The sequence below is a fragment of the Algoriphagus kandeliae genome, assembly GCF_004571135.1.
In the GTDB taxonomy this organism is placed as follows: domain Bacteria; phylum Bacteroidota; class Bacteroidia; order Cytophagales; family Cyclobacteriaceae; genus Algoriphagus; species Algoriphagus kandeliae.
On sequence record NZ_SPSB01000003.1, the window covers coordinates 418,532 to 431,934 of the forward strand.

Annotated in this window: 10 protein-coding genes; 5 read left to right on the top strand and 5 right to left on the bottom strand. The window is 41.3% G+C overall.

The features are described from left to right. The first annotated feature begins 1 nt into the window (after position 1). Complete coding sequence (locus E4S40_RS10430; protein WP_135073755.1) at positions 2 to 2,674, top strand: MGH1-like glycoside hydrolase domain-containing protein; 2,673 nt, start codon at positions 2 to 4, stop codon at positions 2,672 to 2,674. Continuing rightward, a complete protein-coding gene (locus E4S40_RS10435; RefSeq protein WP_135073757.1) occupies positions 2,646 to 3,248 on the top strand; it encodes a ribonuclease HII in 603 nt (200 codons plus the stop codon). Before E4S40_RS10430 ends, E4S40_RS10435 begins: the two co-directional genes overlap by 29 nt. Positions 3,249 to 3,266: 18 nt before the next feature. On the opposite strand, the gene E4S40_RS10440 is transcribed toward E4S40_RS10435, so the two are convergent. The 5 genes from E4S40_RS10440 to tsaD are packed head-to-tail and all read right to left on the bottom strand — an operon-like array spanning position 3,267 to position 6,510. Then, positions 3,267 to 3,716 (bottom strand): lipocalin-like domain-containing protein, encoded by a 450-nt coding sequence (locus tag E4S40_RS10440; RefSeq protein ID WP_135073759.1) that lies wholly within the window; start codon positions 3,714 to 3,716, stop codon positions 3,267 to 3,269. Positions 3,717 to 3,752: 36 nt separating this feature from the next. After that, positions 3,753 to 4,265: an HNH endonuclease gene (locus E4S40_RS10445; RefSeq protein ID WP_135073761.1), complete on the bottom strand. Its 513-nt coding sequence runs from the start codon at positions 4,263 to 4,265 to the stop codon at positions 3,753 to 3,755. Beyond that, positions 4,265 to 5,002, bottom strand: coding sequence for an SH3 domain-containing protein (locus E4S40_RS10450; protein WP_161971793.1), 738 nt, complete (start codon positions 5,000 to 5,002; stop codon positions 4,265 to 4,267). The genes E4S40_RS10445 and E4S40_RS10450 overlap by 1 nt, the downstream gene beginning before the upstream one ends. A 25-nt stretch (positions 5,003 to 5,027) precedes the next feature. Continuing rightward, on the bottom strand, positions 5,028 to 5,495 hold the full coding sequence (gene smpB, locus E4S40_RS10455) for an SsrA-binding protein SmpB (protein ID WP_135073765.1): 468 nt from the start codon (positions 5,493 to 5,495) through the stop codon (positions 5,028 to 5,030). 1 nt (position 5,496) lies between these two features. Further along, a complete protein-coding gene (tsaD, locus tag E4S40_RS10460; RefSeq protein ID WP_135073767.1) occupies positions 5,497 to 6,510 on the bottom strand; it encodes a tRNA (adenosine(37)-N6)-threonylcarbamoyltransferase complex transferase subunit TsaD in 1,014 nt (337 codons plus the stop codon). Between tsaD and E4S40_RS10465 the strand changes: the two genes are divergently transcribed. From E4S40_RS10465 to E4S40_RS10475, 3 genes are read left to right on the top strand one after another with little or no spacing between them, the layout of a single operon-like run. Next, positions 6,510 to 11,111 carry a translocation/assembly module TamB domain-containing protein gene (locus E4S40_RS10465; protein ID WP_135073769.1) on the top strand — a complete coding sequence of 1,534 codons (4,602 nt, stop codon included), beginning with the start codon at positions 6,510 to 6,512 and terminating at the stop codon, positions 11,109 to 11,111. The genes tsaD and E4S40_RS10465 overlap by 1 nt on opposite strands. A 46-nt stretch (positions 11,112 to 11,157) precedes the next feature. Continuing rightward, positions 11,158 to 12,456, top strand: a complete 1,299-nt coding sequence (locus E4S40_RS10470; protein ID WP_135073771.1) for a cryptochrome/photolyase family protein — start codon at positions 11,158 to 11,160, stop codon at positions 12,454 to 12,456. Further along, positions 12,453 to 13,403 (top strand): Smr/MutS family protein, encoded by a 951-nt coding sequence (locus tag E4S40_RS10475; protein ID WP_135073772.1) that lies wholly within the window; start codon positions 12,453 to 12,455, stop codon positions 13,401 to 13,403. Before E4S40_RS10470 ends, E4S40_RS10475 begins: the two co-directional genes overlap by 4 nt.

Genomic DNA, 13,403 nt, shown 5'->3' on the forward strand with positions numbered 1-13,403 from the left:
CATGTTAGCTGAACATATACGATTACAAGAGGATCGGGAATTTAAAAAGCATTGGAAGAAATGGGGCCCCTATCTAACGGAAAGACAATGGGGAACCGTCCGGGAGGATTACAGTCCCGATGGTGCTGCCTGGGAAAACGTAACCCATGATGAAGCCAGAAGCAAAGCTTACCGATGGGGAGAAGAAGGCATTGGAGGAATTTCTGACCACAAACAAAAGCTTTGCCTGGCTTGGGCGTTTTGGAACGGAAAAGATCCTTTTATCAAGGAGCGACTTTTTGGCCTAACCGGAAATCAGGGGAATCACGGAGAAGATGTAAAAGAAATCTATTACTACTTGGATTCCACGCCGACTCATTCCTACATGAAGATGCTTTACAAGTATCCTCAGGCAGAATCCCCATATCAAAAATTACTCCTTGAAAACCAAAAAAGGCAAAAGACCGATCCCGAATATGAATTGATGGATACGGGAGTATTTGATGAAGATAAATATTTTGACATTTTCATTGAATACGCCAAAAATGATGCGGAGGATATTGTAGCAAAAGTGACAATTCACAACCGAGGACCGGAATCTGCTCCTCTTTGGGTGATGCCAACGCTTTGGTTTCGAAAAACTTGGTTTACGGGTCATGAGCCTTTTATGCCGAAACTGAACCTTGTCCGCTCGAATTGCATCAAAGCCTTCAATCCCAAATCAGGAAACTACTCGATTACATTCAATGGAAACCCCGATATCCGTTTTTGTGATAATGAAACCAATCGAGAACGTTTATACGGGATTCATAATGAGAAAAAATACCCTAAAGACGGCATCAATGATTTTGTAGTTCATGGGGATGCTTCCAAGTTGAATCCAAAATTCACTGGAACCAAAGCTGCAGCCATATTCAAGTTTGATATCCCTGCCGGGGAAAGTGTAGAGGTAAAACTTCGTCTTCAGCATCAATTGGATGATCATCCGCTACATATCTGCGATGAATGTCTAAATGCCAGAAAAAGAGAAGCAGATGAATTTTACGCTCATTTGCAGCATCGGGTCACAGATCCTGATCTCAAGATGATTCAGCGCCAGGCATTTGCTGGGATGATGTGGTCCAAGCAATTTTATTATTATGATGTTGAGCGCTGGCTAGAAGGCGATCCCGGTCGCTATGTTCCTCCTGTAGAACGTAAAAAAGGAAGAAATCATCAATGGCGACATCTTCAGAATTACGATATCATTTCCATGCCCGACAAATGGGAATATCCTTGGTATGCAGCTTGGGACTTAGCATTTCATTGCATTCCGATAGCTAGGATTGATCCTGAATTTGCCAAGCAACAGCTCCTGTTGCTTCTCAGCGAATGGTATATGCATCCAAATGGACAGATTCCAGCCTATGAATGGAACTTCTCAGATGTCAACCCACCAGTGCATGCTTATGCGGTTCAGCGAGTATACCAAATTGACAAAAAAGCCAATAATGGAGTTGGTGATTCTGAATTCCTCGAGCGAGCCATGCATAAGCTCATGCTCAATTTCACTTGGTGGGTAAATCGAAAAGACAGTGAAGGCAACAATATCTTCGAAGGTGGCTTCTTGGGATTAGATAATATCTCCATTTTTGATCGCTCCGCTGCTGAATATTACCAAGGCAAACTGGAACAAGCCGATGGCACTTCTTGGATGGCGATGTTCTCCTTGAATATGCTCCGTATTTCCTTGGATTTGTGCGAGTTCAACAAGGTATACCAGTTTATCGCAACCAAGTTTTTAGAGCATTTCCTGTATATCGCGGGTGCCATGAATAATATTTCCCGTGAGCATATTTCCCTTTGGGATGAGGAGGATCAGTTTTTCTATGATATTTTCCACTTTAAAGGAAAAGACGCCAAAAAGCTAAAGGTAAGGTCTATTGTCGGTCTAATACCTTTGTTCGCTGTGGAACCCATACGTGAGGAATTATTTGACAGTTTACCGGAATTCAAGAAGCGACTGGACTTTTTCATGAAGGAAAAGCCCAAATTGGCTGCACTAGTTTCCAGCTGGATTCATCCCGGAAAAGAAAAACGACGCTTATTCTCCTTGCTCCGCGGGCACCGAATGCGCAGTGTACTCCACAAAATGTTGGATTCAGAGGAATTCTTAAGTGATTTTGGAATTCGTTCGCTTTCTAAATTCCATTTGAATCATCCCTATGCCTTAAAAATGAATGGGGACACTTATTCAATTCGATACACTCCGGGCGAATCTGACACTCGAATGTTTGGAGGAAACTCCAACTGGCGGGGTCCGATTTGGTTTCCTATCAATTACCTGATCATTGAATCCCTCAAGAAATTTAATTTCTACTATGGAGGAGATTTTTCCATAGAATACCCAACAGGTTCTGGAAATTACCTCACCATGGATATGGTTGCCAAGGAACTTTCCCTTCGCTGCATGAAAATTTTCATGCGTGATGAAAATGGCAATCGCCCGGTTTATGGAACCGATGAAAAATTCCAAAAAGACCCTCATTTTAAAGATTATATTCTCTTTTATGAGTATTTCCATGGAGATAGCGGAAAAGGACTCGGTGCATCCCACCAAACGGGATGGACAGGACTAGTTGCTGAGATGATCCATAAATTCTATAAAGAGCAAAGACCAGAAGTTCATGCCACTGCTCCCCTATTTAGAAGCTAATCGACTGGAAGCCGGATGTGATGAAGTAGGACGAGGATGCCTGGCGGGTCCGGTGGTAGCTGCTGCCGTGATTTTGCCAAACATCTATGAAAACCCCTGGATCAATGACTCTAAAAAACTAAGCAAAACCCAGCGGGAAGAATTGGTAGAAGAAATCAAAAATGCTTCTATTGCTTGGGCTCTTGGGGAAGCTTCCGTAGCTGAAATTGATCAGATCAATATCTTGAATGCTTCTTTTTTGGCCATGAAACGAGCGGTTTTAGCCCTGCAAACTCAACCTGAACATCTGCTTATTGATGGAAATCGCTGGAATTCGGATTTGGAGTTACCATTCACTTGTGTGATCAAGGGTGACGGCAAATTCACGAGCATTGCAGCTGCCTCCATTTTGGCTAAGGTTCACCGAGATCAATTCATGGAAAATTTGGCCCAAGAATTCCCTCATTACGGTTGGGAATCCAATGCCGGCTATCCCACCAAAGTACATCGAGAGGGAATTATCAAGCATGGAAAAACTCCATGGCACCGGAATAGCTTTAGGTTGCTTCCCGAGCAATTAAAATTAGACTTGTAGGATTTAGAAGGAAAAAAATCAGTCTTCTTCAGGCTCTACATAAGGCTCAAAAATCAATCTGCCCAAGGTCCCGGATTGAGAAATTGGCTGAAGAACAAGCTTGTTCTCACTCAATTCCACGATTTGAGCTCTTCGAACTAAATCCTCATGTTTTATAAAAAGAGTGTTGTTTTCATCCACTTCAAAAGTAGCTTTTCGCAACACTAATTTTTGATTGACCATATCGGTATATTTCAAGGAATCCTCACCAAAAAACTCATAAACAGTATTTTCCAGTCGATTTTTGATCCGATATTCCATATTTGCTCGAGCTGTGGCAGTAGCTTCCCGGAATTCAGGAGAGTTTCTAATTTGATCTATCCCATCAAAATATACCAACTGCCATTTCCCGATCAATTGCTGGGCTTGAAGAGCAGATGAAATTCCAAAGAAAGAAATTAGAAGAAAGCTTAAAATGGTAATTCTCATGCGGGTGTTGTGGCAATTTTTTTGCCAAAAAAGAAATTAGGACTGAATAACTTTTGCATTCAAAAAAGGTAGCCATTCCGCAGCGTGTCTTTCGGCATAATCCGCCAAGAAATAGGATAGTGTAGGTTTAAAAGGAGTAATCTTCAAAGGCATTCCAGCTTCTTCTGGGGTTTTATCACCTTTGTTCACATTGCATCGGTTACAGGCCGTAACCAAATTAGTCCAAGAGGTCTTCCCACCTTTAGAACGGGGAAGAACATGATCTATAGTAAGGTGACGATTCGATCCACAGTATTGACATTCCCCATTATCCCGACGAAAAAGATTAGCCCGATTGAGTAGAACCCCTCTGTAGGGAATATTCTTATATTGATTGAGTCGGATAACGGCTGGATATTCAAAATTCCGGCTGATGGTACGGATTTGTAAAAGTTCATATACTGAAAGAATTGTTGCTTTCTCCAAAAGAGTAAGCACAATGGCTTTTTGAACCGATACGACTGCTACCGGAGAATGATCCAGATTTAATACCAACACACGCTTTTCCATCACAATCCAAATACTGATCTAGCTTCCAAAACCACCTCAGTTGGGCGATTGTTTGCCAGGTAATTTTGCCATTCGTCCAAATCCGAAACGCGCATTTTATGATCCATCCAAAGGACTTCTTCTAGTCCTAAGTAGATCGCAAAATGATCGATCCGTTTTTGTTCATCATGAAAAATAAATAAATCTCCCGGCATGGCATGATTGAAAGGCAAAATCCTTCCCGGCAATGCGGCTGCATGCCAAGTGTAGCCTCCAATGGTGTATATCAAAGCAAATCCCAATGCTTCATCCAATCCAAAAATACTTCTTCCCCCAGGTTGCCAAGGGGCATTAATATATCGTAGAGCAATCTCGATCAACTCTTCCCGATCCGCTCGATGAGCATGACTTCGACTTGTACCAGTAAACCCAATGGTATCCTGCCAATTGAAAAGTTCCAGTTCTGAAAAATGAAGTCGGCTACCTGGGAGAAGATAGAGGTTTGTTCCTTGGTATTCAATTGCAGCAATTGGACTGGTCACTACCTGAAAGTCCTGACTTAGGAAATTCAAATAATCCTGCTGTTGGATTTCCTTTAGGGACTTGGCAGATATCCATCCTCCTATCCTACTATCCTCATGAAAAATACGGTACCACTGATGATCTTGGGAAACAGCCAAGACCTGATAGCACTCTCCAAAAAGCAATTGTGTAATTAAAGCCGAATCGCGGGAAGGTTTTTTGTAGACAGGCAGCATGGTCTGCCTACAGATCCCGTACGCATCACTTAAGGGCCATTCGCTGAAGTTCTCTTTTGGCATCTTTTTCCTTCAAATCCTGTCGTTTGTCGTGCATCTTTTTACCACGACCAAGAGCAATTTCCATTTTAGCCAACCCTCGGTCATTGATAAATATACGAACAGGAATGATAGTCAGCCCTTTTTCCTGCGACTTCGTGCGGAGTTTTTCAAGTTCTTTTTTATTCAAAAGTAATTTTCGATCCCTTACCGCCTCGTGATTATAGCTCGCAGCCATGGAATACGGTGCAATGTGCATCTGCCGAACATACAATTCATCATCTAAAAAAATACAAAAGGATTCAGTCAAAGATACTTTCCCTTCCCGAAGGGATTTGATTTCAGTTCCTTTCAAAACCAAGCCAGCCACGTACGTTTCCAAAAATTCAAATTGAAAACTGGCCTTTTTGTTTTTAATATTAATAATCTTCTCAAATTTCTTTTTTGTAGCCATATCAGATTTTCATTTTGGCTAATGGGGTGACATCCAAGGAAGAAAATTCTTCCTTTAGGAATTTATAATGAGCCGCAATAGCAATCATGCCTGCATTATCTGTACAATATTCAAATTTTGGAATGTATAAGTTCCATCCCTTTTTCTTTGCTAATTGAGTCAGGGTATTTCTTAAACCTGAATTTGCAGAGACTCCTCCAGCAATTGCAATTTCTTTGATTTTGAGCTTTTTTGAAGCTTCTTCGAGTTTTATGCGAAGCATTTCAATCAGGGTATATTGAATGCTAGCGCAAAGATCCGGAAGATTTTCCTGAATAAAATTTGGATTCTCCTTCATTTTATCCTGAAGGAAATAAAGTACAGCTGTCTTTATCCCACTAAAGGAGAAATCCAGACCCGGCATCCGGGTAACAGGAAACTGGAAAGCCTTGGGATTACCTTCTTTAGCATATCGATCAATCAAAGGTCCTCCCGGATAAGGCAAGCCCAATAGCTTAGCCGTCTTGTCAAAAGCTTCACCTACGGCATCATCCCGTGTTTCTCCGATGACTTCCATTTCTAAATGATCTTTCACCAAAACCAACTGTGTATGTCCTCCACTCACGGTCAGGCAAAGAAAAGGAAATGAAGGCTTAGGGTCTTCAATGAAATGTGCCAAAACATGCGCTTGCATGTGATTGACTTCGATCAATGGAATATCAAGTGCTTGAGCTAGGGACTTTGCAAAACTTACTCCAACTAACAAGGCTCCCATCAAACCAGGCCCCCTCGTAAAGGCGATTGCCGACAACTGATTTTTGGAAATCCCTGCCGAGGACAAAGCCTCTGATACCACAGGAACTATGTTTTCCTGATGAGCCCGAGAAGCCAATTCGGGAACTACTCCCCCATATTTTTCGTGGACAGATTGTGTGGCGACAATATTATTAAGTACTTTGCCATTATAGATGACAGAGGCAGAAGTTTCGTCACACGAAGACTCTATAGCCAGTATATAAATATCTCTAGTACCCATTGGAAAAGAAGCCGAAAGTTACGGATTTTTTACACAAGACCTTCCGTGTGCTGCTTTGGGTGGTATTTTACTTTTTAGTCTTAATTCTGCTCATCGGAGCACTGGTTCAATTTAATCCTGTACAGAATTGGCTCATTGATCGGGTGACAAGCTATCTAAATGATCGCACCAATTTCACCGCTTCCATCGATAAAATTCAGATTACTTGGTGGGATGCTTTGACCATTCAAAATCTCGAAATTCGGGATACTCATGATAGTCTGATGATCGGCGCAAAAGAAGCCTTTGTGGACTTTGAACTCAAGTCTCTTCTGGCTAAAGGCAATCCGACCATCGATCAAGTTCGGATTGAGCAGGCAAAAGTCCAGTTGATTACCCATGAGGGAGATTCCATTATGAATATCAACCAATGGATCAATGAATTGAGCGAGGCTTTTGGCTCGAGTGAAAGTTCAGGTGGCGGGAAGTTTTCGATCACTTCAATTGATTTCCGCAATTCGGAGTTTGCCTTAATAAATGGCAATTCAGAGCCCATTACAGAAGGCTTAGATTACAATCGGATGCGGTTTTCAGACATTCAGTTGTCTGCCTCAAATTTTGTAACCGAAGGAGGAGGCGTAAAACTGGAAATTGGTCATCTATCTGGGAAAGAAATTGCTTCTGGACTAGAAATCAAAGAATTCAAAACCAATTTCACCTTCGCTCCCACCTATATGGAATTCGACCATTTGAAACTGGTCAGCAATGAAAGTCATATCCGGGAATACCTCAAATTTGAATACGACTCCCCTGCTTCTCTTTCCAATTTCGTCACTGATGTGAAAATCCTTGCTCGTATGGAGGAAACCATCCTGGGGCTGGGAGACTTGAATTTTTTCGCTCCTTCTTTACCGAATATCGAAGACCAAATCATCCTGAGCGGTGAAGTAACAGGTCCAATTGCCGAAATCAAATCAGATGAATTTTTACTTAGAATAGGCCAAAAAACGGAAATATTTGGGGCATTTTATCTTGACGGACTTCCTGAAATTTCAGAAACCTACATCAATCTTGCTCTAAAAAATTCCACAATACAGACACGAGACCTGAGTCCTTACCTTGGAGCAGACATAGCGAAGCAGGTAAACAAATTGGGAACTATCCGCCTTAATGCCGATTTCGCAGGATTGCTAAACCGGTTTACCACCAATGGGGATTTTAAAACCTCAATAGGAAGTTTGAATGGTCGTGTAAACTTCGATAAAAAAGGAGACATCAACTCTATCGTTTCCAAGGTTCAAATCAACAATCTTAATCTTGGAATTCTTTCTGATCGACCCGACCTGCTTCAAAAAGTTTCTCTTGCAGGGAATGTGGATTTGCAAGGCAGCAATGCAGAAGACCTATTATTGGACCTCAATGCTTCCATTTCCAATCTAGGGCTATTGGGATATGATTACACCAATATTCAGACTGATGCGAAATATGGTTTGGAACTATTTGAAGGAAATCTTTCCATCCAAGATCCAAATTTGGCTTTAAATGGATCAGGTTCTATCAATTTGAAAGAAAGCTTCGAATCGATCAATATCCGACTTCAGTTGGATTCAGCCAATCTCCAGGCAATTAATTTAATTGACACTTCAGCCTTTGTCCATGGATATTTGGAAATGGATACTCGGGGAATAGAGCTCGATAAGCTGACTGGTATCATGCGGTTTAAAGACATTATGATTGGCTATGAAGACCGGGTTTTGGATTTGGGAGATTTTAGCTTCCAATCACTTTTTGCCGGAGGCACCCGCACCATGTCCCTCAATTCAGACTACATAGTAGCTGGGGCATCAGGTCAGTTCAATCTAAATCAAATGAGTAAGGACTTGCCTTTCCTACTCGATCAATACTTAGCAATTCTGACTCAGGAAGATCCTCCAATTGCTGATTTGGACCAGAACTTCAATTTGCCCTATAATCTGGATTTGAATATTAGGCTAATCAACATTAATCCAATTCTGCACTTGGTTCAGCCAGATCTATACATCTCCAAAAACACACTGATCGAAGGTGCTTTTTATCAGACGAGCGAAAACACGATTTTCAACTTCTTTACAGGGATTGATACGATCCGATTCCAAGGAAATGAAGCCCGGGATGTAAATATTGACTTTAATACCTCAAAATTCATCAATGGACCAGAAATCCTGGCTTCCTTCTACGTATTCTCCAAGCAACAAAACCTCGGAGGAAAGCTGGATTTCAGCAATTTGGGATTTGAAGCAATATGGAATAATGAAGCTTTAGATTTGAATTTTGCTTTGGATCAGGATTCCACCCAAAGCCATGCAAGAATTAACGCGGTCGCACAGTTTTCGGCAGAGGAGACTAAAATTCAGATGCTTAAATCCCAATTGGAAGTTTTGAGCAACAACTGGGAATTTGATACCGATAATCAAATTCGCATCCTTCCGAACTCGGTCGTATTTGAAAATTTGCGACTACATTCCGGAAATCAAGAAATCAAAGCTGAAGGCGTTCTTGGTAAATCAGTAGAAAAAAAATGGACCCTTTCTCTGAAAGATGTAAATGCCAACATCCTAAATACCTTTGCCCCGCAGGAATATGAAGGAGCAATCAATGGATTGGTTACGGCTTATTTTGGTGCGGATGACCAATTGATTCTAAATTCCCAAATCACCATTAACGGCTTAGCGATCAATGAAATCCCAGTTGGTGATTTGATTACACAAGCAAGTCTTGATGATAATGCCTTAGATCTAAATATTGAAAATGTCCTAAATGGTAAAAAAACAATCGACCTCTCAGGTTCGCTGGGATTAGGAGATTTAAATTTTGACTTGAAAGGAGATTTGGAGGATGCGGAATTAGCCATCTTCGAACCATTCCTTTCTAATTACCTCTCTGATATGGGAGGCAGCATTTCTGGTAACATCCAATTGCAAGGTGATCCTATCAAACCCATTCTTATAGGGGAAGGAAAAATCAATAAGGGAAAAGTTCGGGTCAACTTCCTAAATACTCTCTACCAATTGGATGGAAGTATTCTGTTTACACCGGGGGCAATCCGTTTTGATCGATTAGTTGCAAAAGATGTCCGGGGAAATACCGCCAACCTTAACGGAGGACTAACTTATCAGGGAATCAAGGATATTTTGCTGGATATTCATGCCAACTTGAATAATTTCCAAGTGATGAACACCAGTGCCAAGGACAATGAAGTCTTTTATGGTAACGTCTATGTCACAGGAGGGCTAGATATTACAGGCACTACTTCTAATTTGGTCATCGATGCTAGAGCTACCAGTCAGCCTGACACTCGAATTTTTATTCCACTTTCCAGCAGTGATGAACAGGTCAGCGAAGATTACATCCACTTTATCAATATTTACGACACGGTTTCTGTACAAGGATTAAGCGAGGAAATCAATCGATTGGATATCCAAAATGTCCAAATGAACTTCGTTTTGGATGTCACTCCAGATGCCTATGCGGAAATCATTATTGACCCGCGAACCCAAGAAAAAATTTCGGGAAGAGGGAAGGGTGTTTTAACTATGAATATCGATACACAAGGAGCTTTTTCCCTGAATGGCACCTATGAAGTCACAGAAGCCACATATAATTTCTCACTTTATAATGTGGTAAAGAAAGACTTTACAGTAGACCCAGGAGGTCGAATTTCTTGGTATGGGGACCCTTATCAAGGAGTCATGGATCTGACAGCCCGCTATGAAGAATCGGTATCCATCCAACCTCTTTTGGCGACCAGTACGACTTCCGGGCAGGAAAATACAGTAGCTAACCGTCGATATCCGGTAGGTGTCATCATGGAACTTAATGGTGAGTTGCTCTCCCCTGATATTGAATTTGGGTTTGATTTCTCCGAATTCCCTAATACAGGGGATTTACAAACTGCCATTTCTTCCTTCCAGTCCCGAGTTGCCAATGATGAACAGGAAATGAACCGTCAGGTATTCTCAGTGATTATGACCCGTTCATTTTCTCCAGAAGGACAATTTGCCGGAGTCAACTCCCTCTCAAACAGCCTCGGACAATTACTTTCCGCTCAGCTTAATTCATTTTTAGGACAGGTGGATAAAAATCTGGAAATCAATGTCGACTTGGCTACATTAGATCAAAATGCACTCGAGACCTTTCAGCTTAGTGTAGCATATACCTTCCTGGACGGAAGATTGCGAGTGTCCCGTGATGGAGGTTTTACAGACAATACAGGACAGGCAGGAGCTGCGGCAATCATCGGAGACTGGCAAGCGGAATATCTCTTGACAGAAGATGGCGTTTACCGAATCAGAATATTCAACCGAAATAATTTCAACACCTTTACCTCGCTTTCTCTTTCCAGAAATGTGGCAACTTATGGGGTAGCCCTTTCCCAAAACGTTTCCTTCAATTCTTTCTCAGAGTTGTTTGAAAAAATCATTCGAAAGAAAAAACGAAGCTCTAGCCTTGTAGAAGACTCCGATTACTTCTTGCGGTATAATGATGGAGAAGATTGGCAACAAATTGATTTAACGCCATTGGAAAACAAGCTTGACTCCACTTACAATCGACCGGTTCAATACCTCCCTCTACCCAATCTTTAGTCGAAACAATTCAAGGCAAATTTGCTTTCCTTTTAAAAAAGAATAAATGGAAAAAGTCACCCTTTTTTGGTTTAGAAGAGACCTGAGACTCGATGATAATACCGGGCTTTTTTATGCCCTGCAGCAAGAAAAAAATGTGCTTCCTGTCTTTATTTTCGATCAGAATATTCTGGAAAAACTGGAAGATAAAGACGATGCACGAGTTGGATTTATTCATGATCAAATCACAAAGCTAAAATCACAACTCGAGAAAAAAGGAAGTTCCATGATCGTCCGAATCGGAAAGCCATTGGAAATTTATAAATCCTTATTGGAGGAATATTCCATACAGGCAGTCTACACAAACCGGGATTATGAACCTTATGCAAAAGAGCGGGATCAGGCTGTATCCGATTTACTCAAAAAACACGGAGCGGAATTTTTCACCTTTAAGGATCAAATGATTTTCGAACCTGGAGAAGTCCTAAACGGTTCCGGGGAATTTTATAAAGTCTTCACTCCCTTTAGTAAGGTTTGGTTGGGAAAATTCAATGAGCAGAAAATTGAACCTCTTGCTAATTATCAGTGGAAAAATCTTTTTTCTACCAAACCACTGCCACTCCCTAGCCTTAAGGAAGTTGGTTTTGAAAAATCAAGCATAGAAATCCCTCCTATGGAGACGGATGAAGACATTATCAAACTCTATGATAAGACCCGGAATTTTCCCGCAATTCATGGCACAAGCCGTTTAGGAATTCACCTTCGTTTCGGTACGATTTCCATTCGGAGATTAGCTAAAATTGCAGCCAAGCTAAATGCGACTTATTTGAATGAGCTGATTTGGAGGGAGTTTTACATGACTATTTTAGCCTTCAATCCACAAGTAGTTGACAAGGCTTTCAAGCCTGCCTACGATCAAATTCCTTGGAGAAACAATGAGCAGGAATTCGAAGCTTGGTGTCAAGGAAAAACGGGATACCCTATTGTCGATGCAGGCATGCGCGAACTCAACGCGACAGGATATATGCACAATCGAGTTCGAATGATCGTGGCTTCTTTTCTCACCAAGCACCTATTAATTGACTGGCGATGGGGTGAGGCCTATTTTGCAAGAAAACTTCTGGATTTTGAATTGGCATCCAATAATGGAGGCTGGCAATGGGCGGCGGGAACGGGTACAGACGCTCAGCCCTATTTCCGAGTATTCAATCCTGAATCCCAAACCGAAAAATTTGACAAGGATTTGAAGTATATCAAAAAATGGATTCCGGAATTGGGGACAGATAAGTATCCAAAACCCATCGTTGATCATAAATTTGCAAGGCAACGGGCAATTGACACCTATAAAGAAGCATTAAACTCATGAACATCGGTGATCGCGTAAGGCTACTTCACGGCAAGGAAGAAGGAATCATAAAGCGAATCTCTTCCAGTGGAAGAATAGAAGTTGAAATTGAGGATGGTTTTATCATCCCTGCCTTGAAATCCGAAGCCGTAGTGATTCATGCAGCAGAATCTGCATTTTTTGGAGAAAAGGAATCCGAATCTGAAAAAGACGAAATCCCGACTGCTATTTCTGCTCCCAAAGATCAGGGAATCTATTTGGCATTTATTCCAATCAATGACCAAAACCTTAGTCTTTACCTGATCAATGACAGTAGTACCAATTATCTGTGTCATGCTTCTGAAGTGTATGGATCCAATCAGCGGACGCTTTTTGCTGAGCAATTGAAATCCGGCGAGGCTAAAAAATTTGATGATCGAATCATCAAGGAAATGAATGATTGGCCTTCTTTTCTTCTGCGTTTTCTTCCCATTCAGCCAAAACTGGAAAAGGCAAGACAACCATTTGAAAGGCAAATCAAAATTAAGCCCACCCAATTTTTTAAGCATCTTTCGGAAATTCCAATTCTCAAAAAACGGGGTTATAGCTTTCACTTGGAGCTAACTACTCAGGAATTGGACATCCAAAAACTCAATCAGGAATTGGAATCCATCAATCCAAAACCTACAATTGAGCCTATCCAAAAGCCGGATAAACGTGTAGACTTACATATCGAAGAGCTTGTTCCAAATCCTGAAAGGATGAGTAATTCAGAAATACTTCGAATTCAATTGGAACATTTTGAGAAAAATCTCAATCAGGCTATTGCTTCAGGTATGCATGAAATCACCTTTGTGCATGGAATTGGAAATGGCGTGCTTCGGAAAGAAATTCACAAGCGATTGAGTCAATTGACAAATATTCAGTACTTTCAAGACACGCAGAAAGATCAATGGGGCTATGGAGCCACTCTCGTTCGAATAACTTGA